The organism is Methanosphaerula subterraneus (assembly GCF_052055875.1).
Taxonomy (GTDB): domain Archaea; phylum Halobacteriota; class Methanomicrobia; order Methanomicrobiales; family Methanospirillaceae; genus Methanosphaerula; species Methanosphaerula subterraneus.
In genome coordinates, this window is record NZ_CP170508.1 from 727,447 (window position 1) to 742,371 (window position 14,925).

The window sequence follows — 14,925 nt, forward strand, 5'->3', positions numbered from 1 at the left end:
CCGACCAGATAAAAGGGGACAATCAGAGACCTGGCCAGATGGATCGAGAGGAAGAGTTAATCCTTTCCCCATGCCAGGTGTGAATGGATGGTGCTGATGAATTCTTACGGGACCGAGACAGACAGAGAACAGGACGAAGCAGATGAGCAGACCACAGAAGAGCCGGTGGACCACGAGACCCTGCTCGAGATGACGGCGGACGATATCTTCGCAGACTGCGAGGATGACGTGGTCTGTATCGCAGAGGCCCTCGAAGACCTGGAGGCTGCGATGCGGGACGAGCTGCTGGTATCAGATCACCTGAACGCCTACCAGACCTTCTTCTACTACTTCCGGCAGATTCCCGACGACCTCATCCAGGAACGGCTGATCCTGCAGCCGGCCTCCGCCCTGGGCGACGGTGTGCTGGTCGAGGAGATCGATCTCTATGAACTGATCTTCACGGTGCACCAGGGGGCTCCGGTGATCGCAGTCAGCGATGGGGACACGCTCCTTGAGACCTTCGAGGGCCCCCATGCCTACACCAGAGGAAGAGCGTACGCCGAGAGCCTGATCTGATCTCGTTAATATAGTTCGCCGGCCGTGATCAGGTTCTCGTCGACGACGGCGCCGACCATCGGCGGGACCGACCCGAAGCGCTGCACCTCGTCGCCGAGGATCGCCACGGCCCCGTCGACCCCACTCCCGGGGAGGCGGTCAAAGGCCGTGGTCTCCCCTGGCCGGAGCTGGTTGCAGAGCGCAGTCGCCCAGGCATCGGCGACCGACGGGTCTGCAGAGAAGACGGTCACTGCATCGGCGACCCCGAACGAGATGGACGGCCCGACCGTCGCCGACGAGGTGCAGATCCCATAGATCGCCGGCTGCGGCGGGACGACGAACGCGACCTTTCCTGAGAGTGACGACGCACCGGCATAGACCCCGACCCTGAGTGGCCGGTCCGTGATCAGAGCGATGTCGCCGCCGTTGTCGATCACCCCGAAGAGAGCCCCTTCCCAGGCCATCGCCTCGACCCCGATGGCGGCGATCGTGCCGGCGACCGCGGCCATCGGCCCGACCCCGGCGCCACCGGCTGCAACGGCCATCCGTTCTGCGATGATAGGTCCCTGATCCGGCGTATACGGTTCAAGGGTCATCTGAAAGAACGGGTCCCCGGCGATGTACCGTTCCAGGTCCTGCCTGGCGGTGATCATCGCCTCCTTCGCCACGTCGATCCAGGTCTGTTCTTCGGCCAGGATCGTGGTGATCGTCTCTTTGAACTGAAAGTGCGCCCTGATCATACCAGCATGGAGAGGGCATGGTGCGGGCAGGCCTGCTGGCATCTTCCGCAGAGCACGCACCGTTCCTCGTTCACCACGAGGTGCCAGTCCTGGTCGAACGAAAAGACGTTCTGCGAACAGATCCCGATACAGGCCCCGCAGTCGACACACTCGTGCTCGTCGAAGAGGATCGTCCGCTCCAGCGGCCGGGCCGAGGCGCCGAGCGCTTCCATCCGGTCCCTGATCAGCGCACAGCTCTCCTCCGGCACATCGATCAGCACCTCCCCTTCAGAGGAGTCGATCCGTGCCCGCTCGACATTGATCAGCACGCCGGTCTCCTTGACCACCGTCGCAATGATCGGTTCGTTCCCCTTCTTCCGCGAGAAGGTCACCACCAGCTTCATCGTGTCCACCTCCTGCCGAACAGTTTCCCCAGGTCAAGGGCTGTCAGCATGCCGAGCACCCGGCCGGCCTTATCGATCACCGGCAGGGCACTGATATTATACTGTTCCAGTTTCTGAGCCGCGACGTCGACCACCTCATCGGGTGTGGTCGTGACCACCCGTCTCGTCATGATCTCCCTGACCAGCGAGACCTTCCCCGGGTTGGCGACGGCCTTGGAGAGGTCATAGGTGGTGACCATCCCGACCAGGCGCCCCTCCTGGTTCAGCACGGTCAGGTGGTTGGTCTCACCCTTCAACAGTTTCTTGGCAGCCGTCCTGATCTCCTCGTCCTCGGTGATGCTCACCTGGTGCCGGTCCATGATATCGCAGACCCGCGGGGCATGCACCGTCTCATGCATCGGGTGGGCGAGCCTGTTCGGATCGATCTGCCGGGTCGGCAGGACCATCTGCATCTTTCCGGCCAGGATCGTCTCTTTCAGGTCTGCCGCGACCTTCCGGGCCATCCGGAAACTCGAGAGCGACGAGGCGGTCACCTCCTCTCCATTCAGATCGATCGTCCCGCTCTTCAGTTCAGCGTAGCTGACCTGCCTGAGCACCGGGCGTGACCTGCTCGGCACCCCGTAGTCGACCAGGTCCACCTGGATGTCCTCGTCTCTGACAGCCGTGGACCGGACAACCTCCAGGTCCACCACCGGGATCGGCACCCCGACCCCGATGTACATCGTGACCCCGTACCCATGCATCGTGGCTGCACGCATGTACTCAGGTGCCATCTGCTTGAGATCCCCGGTCACCATCAGGGTCCCGAAGCCGGCGCCAGGCGAGTGCTGGGTCCCTTCCCCGACGATCATCCCCTGGCCGCCGCCGAGCAGGATCGGCGTCCCGCTCCCGATCACCCGGAACTTCGGGTCGTTGGTGATGGGGTTCAGCAGCCCGGCCCCGGAGTAGGTGATATTACCGCTGTTCGGGAGGAGCATCCCCATGTACGTGTGCAGCGTCCGATCGGTCGTATTGATCGCGGCATTGTACCGCTGGTATGCGTTTCGCGGGTTGCAGACGGTGGCCTGGTTCAGGTCCTCAAGAATCAGTTCGGTGTCGATCGTCCGCCGGGGATAACAGTCGGTGCCGCGTGAGATGGCCCGGAGCTCGATCTGCTTTCCAGATACCAGGTCCTCGAGCACATGGGCGCCGCCGTACTGGTCCCCCCGCGTGGTGGACTGCTGGGTGGCCCCGATATAAGCGTCCACCGCGGCGAGGCCGGCGTACGCCTCGACATCGTTCAGCCAGACACGTTCCATCCGGATGGGCGGGTCGGCATGACCGAAGTTCAGGAACGCTCCGGTCGAGCACATCGCTCCGAAGGTTCCGGTTGTGACCACATCCACTGCTTCAAGGGCCCCTTCCTCACCGAGTTCGTCGACCAGGGCGGGCATCTCCTCTGCTGTAACCACAGTGGCGTTGCCGTCGGCGATCCGCTGGTTGATCAGGCCAATGGACTTTTCCATAGAAAGTACTTCATCTATGAATATTTAATAGCTAATGTTATTTCCCACAGTAATATATCTTTTATCTAGCTGGGTGCCGAACTGTAGGTATGCACAGGGAAGCCCTGATCAGTCAGCTTGAAGAGATCGCCCCGCCTGACGGTGCCGAACCGTATGACGCCGGGCGGATCGGCCTGATCATCGAAGGCAGGGAGGAGATCGGCAGGGTCTGCTGCGCCCTGGACGCCACCCAGAAGGTGATCGACGAGGCCGTCCTGGCAGGAGCGGACCTGCTGGTCGTCCATCATACACCACTCTGGAACCCGATCACCTCCGTCACCGGCCCAACGGCAACACTGCTCGGTACGGTGCTCTCAGCCGGCATGAACGTCTATGTGATGCATACCAACTACGACCACGCCCCCGCCGGGATCAACACCGTCCTGGCATCGCTCCTCTCCCTGGAAGACCCGGAACCGATGTCGCTCGGCCTGGTCGGGACGGTCACCCTCTCCCTCTCCGAGATGGTCGACCGGCTGAACGCCGGACCGGTCAGGATCTATGGAAGCCTGGGGAGACTCGAAAGGCTCGCCGTGGTCGGTGGTGGCGGTTTTGATCCCTGCCTGCTCGAAGAGGCGAAGAGACTGGGGGCCGATGCGTTCCTCTCCTCAGAGATGAAACACGCCGTGGCCAGAGCGGCACCGCTGCCGTGTATCGAGTCCACGCACTATGCACTCGAAGCCCCTGGAATGCAGGCGCTGGCCGAGCGGATGAACTGGACCTATATCGCCGACCAGCCGGAACTTTCGTTCTTTCCCTCGCCATGAGTGACCTCTGGACCGATATCGAGCAGGCCGGAACCCTGACCGAGCCGCTTCGGGCTGCGGTGGTCAAGCAGTACAGGAACCGCGGAGTGAGAGCCCTGGAGGCCCTTGACGAGCAGAGGGTACAGAAGTACCTGGACTTCTGGGTCGTGGTCGGCACCAGAGACACATATATTGTTGACGAAGACTTCTGTACCTGCAACGACTTCATCTATCGCGGTGGCAGCTGTTGCCATATCCTTGCTGTCAGAATCGCGCAACTCACCGGAATTTTTCAAGAATACGCCCGCTGGTACATTGATGAGCGGCCATTCTACGCGAACAACCAACAGTATTTATGATCCCCGGGCAAAGATCGTTATAACACGTGGTTTTCCATGAGCGAAGAAGATTACGAGCTCGATTATTTCAAATCCGAGGGGCTGGTTCGGAAGACCTGCACGTCCTGTGGGGCTAAGTTCTGGACGCGCGATCCTGAGCGTGAGGTCTGCGGGGATGCACCCTGCGAACCCTACAATTTCATCGGAAATCCTGTCTTTCGGCCGCATACCCTCGATGAGATGCGGGAAGCATACCTCTCATTCTTTGAGCGGCACGGGCACACCCGGATCGACCGGTACCCCGTCGCAGCCCGGTGGCGGGACGACATCTATCTGACGATCGCCTCGATTGCAGACTTTCAGCCCTATGTGACGAGCGGCGTCGTACCTCCGCCGGCAAACCCGCTGACGATCTCCCAGCCCTGCATCCGTCTGAACGACCTGGATTCGGTCGGACGGTCCGGCCGGCACCTGACTCTTTTCGAGATGATGGCCCATCATGCCTTCAACTCTCCACAGGAGGAGATCTACTGGAAGGACCACACCGTCGAACTCTGTGACGAGTTTGTACACTCCATAGGGGGCGACCTGAATGCGATCACCTACAAGGAGCACCCCTGGATCGGCGGAGGAAATGCCGGGCCGTCGGTTGAAGTGATGATCGGCGGGCTTGAGATCGCCACGCTGGTCTTTATGAGCCTGGGGAAGCAGAAGACCGCCCAGCCCCCGGTTGAACTCGAGGGGACCCAGTACTATCCGATGTCGACGAGAGTTGTCGATACCGGGTACGGGCTCGAACGGATGGTCTGGGCCTCGACCGGCTCGCCGACGATCTATGACGCGGTCTTCCCGGACATGGTCAGCACCATCATGCACTCTGCAGGGCTCGACCATCATCTGGATAACCCCGAGTCCACGAAGATGCTGGCCTTAAGCGCCAAATTCGCCGGCCTGATGGACATCACCGGGGCTAACCTGTTCCAGCTCAGAAAGAAGGTGGCCGCCACGATCGATGTCCCGATCGAGAAGCTCCAGAAGATGATCGTGCCGATCGAACAGGTGTACACGATTGCAGACCACACCCGCTGCCTGGCCTACATGCTCGGGGATTGCATCGTCCCGTCCAATGTCAGGGAAGGCTACCTGGCCCGGCTCGTGCTGCGGCGGACGCTGCGGGTCATGAACGAACTTGGAGTGGATGCCGACCTCGGGGATCTGATCGAGATGCAGGTCAACAAGATCGGGAACAGCCAGTTCGAGCAGAACCTGGATGTCATCCACGAGATTGTCGACCGTGAGGTCGAGAAGTACGCGGCCACCATCGAGCGGGGCACCCGGATCATTCAGAAGGTCGCCACCACCTACAAAAAGAAGAGTGAGAAGGTCCCGCTTCGTGAAGTGGTCACCCTCTACGATTCGCATGGCCTGCCGCCGGAACTGATCAAGGAGGTCGCCTCAAAGGAAGGGGCCGTGGTCGACCTGCCGGACAACTTCTACTCACTGATCGCCGATATGCACTCAGAGAGCCAGAAAGAGCAGGTGGACGACCCCCTCGACCCGTACCGTGAACGGGTCAGCGGGCTGCCCGAGACCCATCCCCTCTACTACGAACTCCCCTGCGAGGTGGAGTTCGAGGGGATGGTCCTGGACTTCTTCGACGGGTATGTGATCCTGGACCAGACGCTCTTCTACCCGGAGGGCGGCGGTCAGCCTGCCGACACCGGAACCCTGGTCACGGCCGAGTGCATGGTCAGGGTCGAGGACACCATCAAGATGGGCGGCGTGATCCTGCATAAGATCAGCGGTGGAAGCCTCAAACGCGGCGAACGGGTGAAAGGGATGGTCGACGAGGACCGGCGGTGGTCGCTGATGCGCCATCACACGGCCACGCACATCCTGCTCCATGCCACCAAAGAGGTGCTCGGCGCCCATGTCCACCAGTCCGGCGCCCAGAAGGGGAGCGAGAGTTCCCGTATCGATATCAGGCACTTCAAGCATATCACGCCCGATGAACTGCGCAGGATCGAGGTGAAGGCGAACCAGATCGTGATGAAGAACCGGCCGATCTCGATCAAGATCGAGGAACGGACCAAGGCCGAGCAGAAGTACGGTTTCGGGCTGTACCAGGGCGGAGTCCCTCCCGGCAAGGAGATCCGGATCGTAAAGGTCGGGGGCGATATCGAGGCCTGCGCAGGAACGCACTGTAAATCCACCGGCGAGGTCGGTGCGATCAAGATCCTCCGGGTCGAGCATATCCAGGACGGGATCGAGCGGATCGAGTTCTCTGCCGGCAGAGCCGCGATCACGGCGATGCAGAATATCGAGCAGTTGCTGGACGAGTCGGCACAGACGCTTCGGATCCAACCTGAGAACCTGCCGAGCAGCGTGCAGCGGTTCTTCACCGAATGGAAGGAACGGGGCAAAGAGGTCGAACGGCTCAGGTCCAGACTGGTCGACCTTGAACTGCAGAATGTCAGGTACGAATCGGTCAGGGGCGTGAACCTGGTGATCAAGGAGATCGATGTGGATCCCTCACAACTGGCATCGCTGGCACGGAAACTGTCCAGAAACGACGGGGTCGCCCTGCTCGCCTCCAGCACCGACACCCTCCACCTGGTCCTCTCCTCAGGGAGCAGGGTCGTGGATGCCGGTAAGATCCTCGGTCAGGTCGCGCTGCTCATCGATGGAAAAGGCGGAGGCAACGCGACAATGGCTCACGGGGTAAGCCAGGACAGATCTCAGCTCGAACCCGCCCTTCAGGCTGGAAAGAAACTGATCCTGTCCGCCCTCGGCGCCTGAACTTTTTTTTGTCTGAAGCGCAGTCTTCACTCCGGATCTCTGTTATTTCATCGGTATTTTCAGTAATTCCTCCCACTCTACCGCAGGAGTTCTTCAACTGGCCGGGACAGATGAGGAAAAGTTTATCTAGCGCTGCATCGCAATCGGAGCATAGTACACAGCAGATCCCTCTTGTGGAAACAGACCTGGGGCTGGCTGATTTACAATGAAGGTGATACGATTATGCAACGATCTCGATATGTACTGATCTCTTTACTGGTGGTCCTTATCCTCCTCATGGCCGCTGCCGGCTGCTCGAAGACCGGAAACTCCGGAGGAACACAGACCATAACCCCGGGGCCGGGGAATGGAACCGCGATCACGACCAATGCGACCCCTATGGGGTCAGGCGGGCAGCCCGCCTATATGAAGGACCAGTCCTCCTACACGGTGCTCAGTTCTGAGAATGCCACTGCAGCAGTCGGTCTGAAGCTGGTGGCCGAGGGATTGACCGCCCCGGTAGCGCTGGTCTCATCCCATGACGGCACCGGCAGGCTCTTCGCCGTCGACCAGACCGGCGTCGTGCGGATCATCGGCAAGGACCGTGTGATGCAGTCGACCCCGTTCCTCGATCTCCGGGACCGGATGGTCACGCTCTCATCATCCTATGACGAGCGGGGACTGCTCGGCCTCGCTTTCCATCCAGACTACAAGAACAACGGCAGGATCTTTGTCTTCTACAGCGCCCCGCTCCGCGAAGGGGGGCCGGCCGGCTGGAACTGCACCAACCGTCTCTCAGAGTTCAGGGTCAGTTCCAGCGACCCGAACCAGGTCGACATGAGTTCAGAGCGGATCCTGCTGACGATCGACAAACCGTCGATGAACCACAACGGCGGTCCAATCCTCTTCGGCCCTGACGACGGGTACCTGTACCTGACAATCGGGGACGGCGGCGGGGCCAACGATGTCGGGCTCGGTCACACCTCGGGAACCGGGAATGCCCAGGATCTCAAGAACCTGCTCGGGAAGGTGCTCAGGATCGATGTGAACCAGCGGGACGAGGGGCTGATGTATGCAATTCCGAGGGACAACCCGTTCGTCGGCAAGGCATGGGCGCTCCCGGAGATCTATGCCTATGGCCTCCGCAACCCGGCCTATGCCTCGTTTGACAGTGGGGACGGGCACAACCTGTTCATCGGGAACGCCGGGCAGCAGCTCTTTGAGTCGGTGTACCAGGTTAAGAATGGCGGCAACTATGGCTGGAACTTCAAGGAGGGGACGCACCCCTTCAACCCCGACCAGCCGCGGGACCCGAACGGCACGGTGCCCACGGCCGGCTACCGGGGCGAACCACTGGTCGATCCGATCATCGAACTCGGCCATGACCTCGGCCAGGTGGTCGTCGGCGGGTATGTGTACCGGGGGACCGGGATCCCCGATCTGACCGGGAAGTACCTCTTCGGTGACTGGAGCGACAGTTTTACCGTTGGGAACGGGACGCTCCTCCTGGGAACTCCGCCACAGGAGAGTGGGGCCGGCAGCCAGAACACGATGTGGTCGGTCGGTCTGGTGAAGATCGCGACCTCCCAGAACGGACGGGTGAACGGATATGTCAGAGGGTTCGGCGAGGACGACCAGCATGAACTCTATCTGCTGACCAGCCAGACGAGCGGCCCTTCCGGGACCACCGGTAAGGTCTACCAGGTCACGGCACCGGCCGCGACGAAGATCGTGACCACCCCCTGACCGTCTCCCCTTTTTTGTGATCGAAAGGTCATTCAAAGCCATAGAGAAGAGATCTTTATCTATCAGGTCCCCTTACAGGGAACCATGCGACCAGTCTTTAGAATTTCAATACCAGCGGCTCTCCTCATCGTGCTGCTGATAACAGCCGGCTGTACCACCACGACGACAACCTCAGTGCCCACAACGACCAGTGCTCCGACAAGTGGAACCACCATCATAACTTCAGCACTGACGACGGTGCCCACGACAACCATACCCGGTGCCGGGCAGACCACGCAGCTGACCCTCGTTGCGAAGAATTACGCTTTTGACCGGACGAGTATCGCGGTTCCGGCAGGGTCAAAGGTACAGCTTGTCCTGGACAACCAGGACTCAGGAGTCCCGCACAATATTGCAATCTACACCTCATCGGCGGCCACCACTGTGATCTTTAAGGGGGAGATCATCACCGGGCCGATGAAGACCACCTATACCTTCGATGCCCCAGCGACACCCGGGACCTATTACTTCAGATGTGATGTCCACCCCAGTATGAACGGACAGTTCATCGTCCAGTGACCGAATCTCTCTCTTTTTTCCTTCTGTTGATTCGGAATCGGTGAACAAACCCCGAATTAAACAGGTATCTTCGCTAGGTTTATATACCATCATCCCTACCTTCACCTGTTCACCAGGACTATGCAGCAGTGTTGGGACAGAAGGTGACGGTTGGCCGGGCAACAGACCGGTTCCAGCTCGTTATCGTCCCCCGATGCTCTGCAGGGTCTCCTGACGAAGATATATTGGAGGTATGAGATGCCGGATTTTTCAAATCCATTCAGTGGAAATGTCCCGAACCGTATGTTGACCCCGGAGGAACTGATCAGAGCGCTCCGTCTGGACCTGGCTGCAGAGGAGGAGGCCACCTTCCTGTACATGTCCCACGCCGAGGCCACCGACAATCCGCTTGCAAAGAAGGTGCTGCTCGACATCGCCAACGAGGAACGGGTGCATGTCGGTGAGCTCTCTCACCTCATTCACCTGCTGACCGGGGATGAGGATACCTACATGGCACGGGGGGCGGCTGAAGTCGATGCGATGGCTGCAGGGACTCCCGGCATTGCTCCAGCCCCGGCAGCGGCAAAACCGGCACCTGCCGGAACGCCGGCCCCGACACCCGTACAGCCGAAGACTATTGGATCCCTGAAGATTTAGGAGGAATGAATGATGGTAGGAGAGAGTTATCTCGGGCGGAGCGACGCCCCGATCACCGCAGAGACCTGGACGATCCTCGACACGACGATGGTCGAGGCTGCAAAGAGTATGCTGACCGGCCGGCGTCTTCTGCATCTGGAGGGGCCATACGGCCTCGGGCTGAAGGCTATCCCGTTACAGGACAATGCACCGGAGGGGAAGCTGATCCGATCGGGGTTCGCCCCCGTCGACCTGATCCAGACCAGTTTTTCGCTGAGCAAGCGTGACCTCGCCGCATACGAGCGGGACGGGATGCTCCCGAACACGGCGGCGGTGGCCGTGGCAGCCATCGAGGCAGCCCGGCAGGAGGATCAGGTGGTCTTCACCGGCACCGACCAGGCGAAAGGGCTGATGAACGCGGACGGATCGCAGTCCGTCAAAATCGCCGGCTGGGACAAGATTGGCGCAGCAGCCGACGACCTGATCAAGGCCGTCACCGCACTGGACCAGGCCGGATTCCATGGCCCGTATGCCCTGGCACTGTCGCCGGCCCGGTACAACCTGCTCTTCCGACGGTACCCGCAGGGCTCTACGACGGAGCTCGAACACCTGCAGCAGATGATCACCGACGGGATCTTCAAGGCCCCGGTTCTGAAGGACGGCGGGGTGCTGATCGCATCTGGACAGCAGTACGCCGCCATCGTCCTCGGGCAGGACATGACGATCGGGTTCACCGGACCCTCCCAGGAGAACCTGGACTTCACGATCTCAGAGAGCCTGGCGCTGCTGATCAGAGAGCCGCGGGCGATCTGCGTGCTGAAGTGACCCGGGCAGAAAGAATACAGTCGGGAGACTTCCTCCTTTTTTATAGAACATTTCCAGGAAAAGAAGGCGAGGGCCTGGGACTTCAAGAGCCCCGGGTTGCACTCGACAGAGCAGACACTTCTACTTGATGAGGATATCAACAGCTTCTTTGAGGGTGATCACAGGGGAAATTTTCCCAGTATGATTCGTGAGCATTATTCCGGAGAAGAATGCGGTAATGTTTTTGTAATCACTCGTATCAAGGATAAAGTAGAATGTGTGTTCATTCGGACAGGAATATATCCCATGCACCATTATACCGAGTTTCTTTGCCAGGTCATCCATTCCCTCAAACCAGGCCTTAAACTCAGTACTGAATTCCTTCCTCGCAAGGCACATCTCAGGTGTATGGACAAGGGTTGCCACAAACATCACGGTTTTTCACCGTCCCCTGAGGAGATAGTATAATATATAAAATATCTCCTCCCATCGTGACCCGTAAGCGTGCCCATCTATGTTACGGCACCAGAAAGGCCACTCTCCGACTTTTTTTTGTCTAGAGTGGTCAGGGATGGTGCGTTCACCACTTTTATAGTCGAAAACCTAACTGTTTATACAGTTAGATTTTCTCAAATAGTCTTAAACGCATCGAATCCCAAAATGGGTCAATCTCCGACTCCTCTGAGTCTACGATTGACCAGGGATGTTGCGTTCAACACTATAATCCTCAAAAAATTTTAGCCAGATCTCACTGCAGAGGGATCGGCGGCCCGCCGCGGCTGTATGTCGTTGAATCCAGGACAGCCAGCCAGTCGAAATCGGTGACGCTTTCAGGCGTCAGGGCGAAGTAGGTCGAGTTCTTCAGACTGCCCGAGCGGGTCGGAAGAACTGCGATTGCCGGGGTCGGAAGCCCCCGGCCTCTGTGGGTCGGAATGAACCGGGCCGGCCCGGGCGCCGCAGTCAGCAACGCCTCGAGCGTGCCGGCTTCAGGCCGGCCGATGCCATTGGCATCGGAGACGCCCACGGCCGAACCGATGACGACATAGCGGGGGCCGAAGATCTCGTCGAGGTGCGCCCCAGCCGTCCACCATGCGAGTGCATGGGGGCCCAGTTGCCATTCTGCCTTTCCACGCCGCAGATGGCTGTTGTGAGCGAAGGCCAGCACGTTCCCCCGGCCACGCTCGCGAGAGACTGCGTACGCCAGATTGTCCGCCATCATCGCATCGCGCATCCCGAGAAGTCGGAAAAGCCGCTCGCCCGGGTCCGCCGGTCGCGCCACGCCGGCATGATAGTTCAGCAACTGCCGGGCCACCGTTGCATACTGCACTGCTTCCAGATAGCGGCCTTCATCGCTCTTCGCCACCAGTTCGGGACGGCGTACACCCAGTTCAGCAATGAGATCCTCTGTCTCGATCCGCAGCGCTGTCGCGGCCGGCGACAGCCCCACCGACTGTGCCGGGTCCATCATCGCAGCGGGGTTCTCCCACTCGGAGTCCTGGCCGAGAAGCGGGTCGATGCGTTCGCGATATTCCTGGCCGCTGGCGCCATCGATCGAGGCCAGGTAATCGAGCACGAAGTGCAGGGCCTGGCGGGGACTATCGGTGCCCATCATCTCGGTCGGGCTGTCGAAGCCGTAGAACCGGAGGGTGACGCGATGGGAAGGATCGGCGTTGTAGCGCCGCATCCACTCCACGAGCTCCCGGTTCGCGTCGAGCCGGCCGAAACCGTGGCTGAACCCGGTCTCCTGCAGAGCCTCGTATGATGCCGGGCCGCGACCGGCTATGTACTCGTTCACGATATGGGCCCGGGTGATACTGCTCTCGATGGCAATGGCGCTGTAGCCATGTACCTCCACCAGGCGCTGGAAGAGCCGGTTGCGGAGTGTGAGAATATCCTCGCCGCCGTGAAGTGCTTCCCCAAAGGCAAGCACCTCCACCGGGTCGTCCCGTGAGGCGAGGACCCTGTCGACGGAGGCGTTGAAGGTTTCGGACGAATCGACGGAGAATGGAATTGATTCGTGGAGAATCCATTCGTCGAGGGTGGTATACTTCGGGTCGGGACTTCTCTGAAGAGAGACATTATTTTTCATTTTTTCCTAAGACCTCCCCATAACTCAGACCCATCCAGACATTTCCTGTATTAATCTCTTTTTCATGTAAAAAATACGACCACCCATTCTCCCAGTGCAGGATGGGATAGAACGAATAGGGCCGGCGACTCAGCCAAAAATCACGTGATTTATCACGGATTATGCGATACGGCAGACGGATGTCAAGCAGTGGAGATTTCACGTCCAGAAGCAGGGGCCGATAACCAGAGCGAAAACCGCGAAAATACTGCCACGCGGGTTAACAAAGGAGTGAAAATGGGCACGTCTCCCCGAATAATGAATGAATAAAGGAACTCCACTGTTCGTGTGTGGTGCCCAATCCTGGGTAAAGGTAATTTCGTGTAAGGGTGCCTCTACCAAAAGAGCCGGCGAAAGCGGCGGAAACCCGAAAAAAAGAGCGAGGCAGTTTCCAGGCGGCTCACTTGAGTTTCTTCTCGAGCTTCTTGAGCTTCTTCTTGGCGGCCTGGCTCCCTGCCTCTGCCTGCTTCGAGAGCTCTTCTGCCTTGGCCTTCTTCACTTGGTTCAGCTTCACCAATTGTTTCTTACTCGTTGGCATTCAGTCACCTCACTACGCCTTTGGCTGGTTCTCATTAGCTTTTTTCCTTCTTAAAATATCCCTGTATCGTTGTACCAGCCGTAAAAACTTCGAATACCCGAAGACCTGACCTGTGATCCTCGTACACTCCCGGAAAACCGTTCCAACGTTCTGTTCGTCCGGGGATGCTCCACGCTGGCCACTTGTCGTGGATTACTCAGGGTTGCGACCCTGGGCGATCGCCGGCGCCAGATCGACCATCAGTACCGTGTGGTACAACAGCCGGCCGCCGGTCCGGTCTCTATAAGGATAGCAGATGGCGAGATTGAGATTTACAAGCTGGTTCGCAATCAACTTGAAACGGAAGCCCTAGCGAGGTGGACAAATTTGACCGGTTCAACTTTCGGCAACGTCCAAAACTTCTGGGTTGATGATGAAGATCTGTCAGTGATGACAACCTCATGTTCTGGTCTCTACATTGGGCTAGATATATTCGATCTTTAGTTTTTTGAACGGCGAGGATATAGATGTCACAGTTCAGACGTGTGAATCTAATAGGTGACAATAACTTTGAATTCCAGAAACTACGTCTGAATTATTGGTAAAAGACCATTAATTACAAAGGATATAATTTCCTACCTATGACAGATTCGCCGAAAATTTCTGTAGAAGAAAAAATTATTAATGAAATTAAAAAGGGAGGGTTCCCTTTAGAGATGTTTTCCGCAATAACGTTGAATAAAAGAGGATGGGCCGTACGCCCCTCGTTAGATTACTTTGATCCTCAACTTGGAGAATTTCGAGAAACTGATATTGTCGCGTATAAATCATCAAAAACACCCGAAATTTTTAATATTCTTGTCATTGAATGTAAAAAATTGGAAAAAAATCCATGGGTCTTTATCCAACAAAAAAGACTCGGAAATCTTTCTGAAAATTTGAATATTGCAACATTTCAACATCATAGTGTATTTTATCAGAAACTCGAAGAAAAGATGAATTTTCATCACTATTCAAAAGTCCCTATTTGTACATACTCCTTGGTGCCTTTTGCCAGTGAAAAAGACCCAAACAATCGGCTTGCGAAGAGTATTTATCATGCAAAAAATCAAATTCTTTCTTCTGTTTCTCGATTGTACAATCAAAGGGAACAGATGCATAAAGAAAGTGGGGTATATTCTGGTTTTACCTTTATTTACCCAATAATTGTTTTTGATGGACAACTATTTTCTGCAACAATTGACGAAAAAGACATCCGATTGTCTGAAGAGAATCACTTAATCCTTAGTGTTGAAAAAGAATTACTAAAAAAAAGAACTATTCAACTTGATCATGATTTGCAGCAAGATCAGGAATATAAACCGTATTTTATTGATATCATAAAAAAAGAGTACTTTGAAGAATTTTTAGAATTATTTGAAAATTTTTATGAAGAAATTTCAGAATCGTTTTCCTCGTGTTATGAGGCTTAAGATAATCGATTATTTTTTA

The 14,925-nt window shown here is 57.4% G+C and carries 15 protein-coding genes; 9 read left to right on the forward strand and 6 right to left on the reverse strand.

Annotated features, from left to right (window positions below):
* The first annotated feature begins 96 nt into the window (after window positions 1–96).
* Complete coding sequence (locus ACFKSJ_RS03245) at window positions 97–558, forward strand: hypothetical protein (protein WP_440950837.1); 462 nt, start codon at window positions 97–99, stop codon at window positions 556–558.
* Between the two features lie 5 nt (window positions 559–563).
* Here ACFKSJ_RS03245 and ACFKSJ_RS03250 read toward each other — a convergent pair whose 3' ends face one another.
* From ACFKSJ_RS03250 to ACFKSJ_RS03260, 3 genes are read right to left on the reverse strand one after another with little or no spacing between them, the layout of a single operon-like run.
* A complete protein-coding gene (locus ACFKSJ_RS03250; protein ID WP_440950838.1) occupies window positions 564–1,277 on the reverse strand; it encodes a UPF0280 family protein in 714 nt (237 codons plus the stop codon).
* On the reverse strand, window positions 1,274–1,660 hold the full coding sequence (locus tag ACFKSJ_RS03255; protein ID WP_440951398.1) for a 4Fe-4S binding protein: 387 nt from the start codon (window positions 1,658–1,660) through the stop codon (window positions 1,274–1,276). Before ACFKSJ_RS03255 ends, ACFKSJ_RS03250 begins: the two co-directional genes overlap by 4 nt.
* On the reverse strand, window positions 1,657–3,165 hold the full coding sequence (locus ACFKSJ_RS03260) for a homocysteine biosynthesis protein (protein ID WP_440950839.1): 1,509 nt from the start codon (window positions 3,163–3,165) through the stop codon (window positions 1,657–1,659). The genes ACFKSJ_RS03255 and ACFKSJ_RS03260 overlap by 4 nt, the downstream gene beginning before the upstream one ends.
* 89 nt (window positions 3,166–3,254) lie before the next feature.
* On the opposite strand from ACFKSJ_RS03260, the gene ACFKSJ_RS03265 reads away from it, so the two are divergent.
* The 7 genes from ACFKSJ_RS03265 (at window position 3,255) to ACFKSJ_RS03295 (ending at window position 10,810) form a co-directional block, all read left to right on the forward strand.
* On the forward strand, window positions 3,255–3,971 hold the full coding sequence (locus ACFKSJ_RS03265; protein ID WP_440950840.1) for a Nif3-like dinuclear metal center hexameric protein: 717 nt from the start codon (window positions 3,255–3,257) through the stop codon (window positions 3,969–3,971).
* Window positions 3,968–4,309: an SWIM zinc finger family protein gene (locus tag ACFKSJ_RS03270; RefSeq protein WP_440950841.1), complete on the forward strand. Its 342-nt coding sequence runs from the start codon at window positions 3,968–3,970 to the stop codon at window positions 4,307–4,309. Before ACFKSJ_RS03265 ends, ACFKSJ_RS03270 begins: the two co-directional genes overlap by 4 nt.
* 36 nt (window positions 4,310–4,345) lie before the next feature.
* Window positions 4,346–7,087 carry an alanine--tRNA ligase gene (gene alaS, locus ACFKSJ_RS03275; RefSeq protein WP_440950842.1) on the forward strand — a complete coding sequence of 914 codons (2,742 nt, stop codon included), beginning with the start codon at window positions 4,346–4,348 and terminating at the stop codon, window positions 7,085–7,087.
* Window positions 7,088–7,309: 222 nt separating this feature from the next.
* Window positions 7,310–8,812, forward strand: coding sequence for a PQQ-dependent sugar dehydrogenase (locus tag ACFKSJ_RS03280; protein WP_440950843.1), 1,503 nt, complete (start codon window positions 7,310–7,312; stop codon window positions 8,810–8,812).
* A gap of 84 nt (window positions 8,813–8,896) precedes the next feature.
* Window positions 8,897–9,370 (forward strand): cupredoxin domain-containing protein, encoded by a 474-nt coding sequence (locus ACFKSJ_RS03285; protein ID WP_440950844.1) that lies wholly within the window; start codon window positions 8,897–8,899, stop codon window positions 9,368–9,370.
* A 237-nt stretch (window positions 9,371–9,607) separates the two neighbouring features.
* Complete coding sequence (locus tag ACFKSJ_RS03290) at window positions 9,608–10,006, forward strand: ferritin family protein (protein ID WP_440950845.1); 399 nt, start codon at window positions 9,608–9,610, stop codon at window positions 10,004–10,006.
* A 12-nt stretch (window positions 10,007–10,018) separates the two neighbouring features.
* Window positions 10,019–10,810 (forward strand): family 1 encapsulin nanocompartment shell protein, encoded by a 792-nt coding sequence (locus ACFKSJ_RS03295; protein WP_440950846.1) that lies wholly within the window; start codon window positions 10,019–10,021, stop codon window positions 10,808–10,810.
* Window positions 10,811–10,930: 120 nt separating this feature from the next.
* On the opposite strand, the gene ACFKSJ_RS03300 is transcribed toward ACFKSJ_RS03295, so the two are convergent.
* The 3 genes from ACFKSJ_RS03300 to ACFKSJ_RS03310 all read right to left on the reverse strand — a co-directional run bounded on the left by ACFKSJ_RS03300 (window position 10,931) and on the right by ACFKSJ_RS03310 (window position 13,455).
* The gene (locus ACFKSJ_RS03300; RefSeq protein WP_440950847.1) at window positions 10,931–11,221 is read right to left on the reverse strand and encodes a hypothetical protein; all 291 of its coding nucleotides are present in this window, start codon (window positions 11,219–11,221) and stop codon (window positions 10,931–10,933) included.
* A gap of 316 nt (window positions 11,222–11,537) precedes the next feature.
* Window positions 11,538–12,878 (reverse strand): erythromycin esterase family protein, encoded by a 1,341-nt coding sequence (locus ACFKSJ_RS03305; protein WP_440950848.1) that lies wholly within the window; start codon window positions 12,876–12,878, stop codon window positions 11,538–11,540.
* A gap of 439 nt (window positions 12,879–13,317) precedes the next feature.
* Window positions 13,318–13,455: a hypothetical protein gene (locus ACFKSJ_RS03310; protein WP_440950849.1), complete on the reverse strand. Its 138-nt coding sequence runs from the start codon at window positions 13,453–13,455 to the stop codon at window positions 13,318–13,320.
* Between the two features lie 620 nt (window positions 13,456–14,075).
* Between ACFKSJ_RS03310 and ACFKSJ_RS03315 the strand changes: the two genes are divergently transcribed.
* On the forward strand, window positions 14,076–14,906 hold the full coding sequence (locus ACFKSJ_RS03315) for a hypothetical protein (protein WP_440950850.1): 831 nt from the start codon (window positions 14,076–14,078) through the stop codon (window positions 14,904–14,906).
* Window positions 14,907–14,925: the final 19 nt, after the last annotated feature.

Coding starts and splice junctions, on each gene's coding strand:
- ACFKSJ_RS03245 (WP_440950837.1), top strand. CDS start 97: ATGAATTCTTACGGGACCGAGACAGACAGAGAACAGGACGAAGCAGAT.
- ACFKSJ_RS03250 (WP_440950838.1), bottom strand. CDS start 1,277: ATGATCAGGGCGCACTTTCAGTTCAAAGAGACGATCACCACGATCCTG.
- ACFKSJ_RS03255 (WP_440951398.1), bottom strand. CDS start 1,660: ATGAAGCTGGTGGTGACCTTCTCGCGGAAGAAGGGGAACGAACCGATC.
- ACFKSJ_RS03260 (WP_440950839.1), bottom strand. CDS start 3,165: ATGGAAAAGTCCATTGGCCTGATCAACCAGCGGATCGCCGACGGCAAC.
- ACFKSJ_RS03265 (WP_440950840.1), top strand. CDS start 3,255: ATGCACAGGGAAGCCCTGATCAGTCAGCTTGAAGAGATCGCCCCGCCT.
- ACFKSJ_RS03270 (WP_440950841.1), top strand. CDS start 3,968: ATGAGTGACCTCTGGACCGATATCGAGCAGGCCGGAACCCTGACCGAG.
- alaS (WP_440950842.1), top strand. CDS start 4,346: ATGAGCGAAGAAGATTACGAGCTCGATTATTTCAAATCCGAGGGGCTG.
- ACFKSJ_RS03280 (WP_440950843.1), top strand. CDS start 7,310: ATGCAACGATCTCGATATGTACTGATCTCTTTACTGGTGGTCCTTATC.
- ACFKSJ_RS03285 (WP_440950844.1), top strand. CDS start 8,897: ATGCGACCAGTCTTTAGAATTTCAATACCAGCGGCTCTCCTCATCGTG.
- ACFKSJ_RS03290 (WP_440950845.1), top strand. CDS start 9,608: ATGCCGGATTTTTCAAATCCATTCAGTGGAAATGTCCCGAACCGTATG.
- ACFKSJ_RS03295 (WP_440950846.1), top strand. CDS start 10,019: ATGGTAGGAGAGAGTTATCTCGGGCGGAGCGACGCCCCGATCACCGCA.
- ACFKSJ_RS03300 (WP_440950847.1), bottom strand. CDS start 11,221: ATGTTTGTGGCAACCCTTGTCCATACACCTGAGATGTGCCTTGCGAGG.
- ACFKSJ_RS03305 (WP_440950848.1), bottom strand. CDS start 12,878: ATGAAAAATAATGTCTCTCTTCAGAGAAGTCCCGACCCGAAGTATACC.
- ACFKSJ_RS03310 (WP_440950849.1), bottom strand. CDS start 13,455: ATGCCAACGAGTAAGAAACAATTGGTGAAGCTGAACCAAGTGAAGAAG.
- ACFKSJ_RS03315 (WP_440950850.1), top strand. CDS start 14,076: ATGACAGATTCGCCGAAAATTTCTGTAGAAGAAAAAATTATTAATGAA.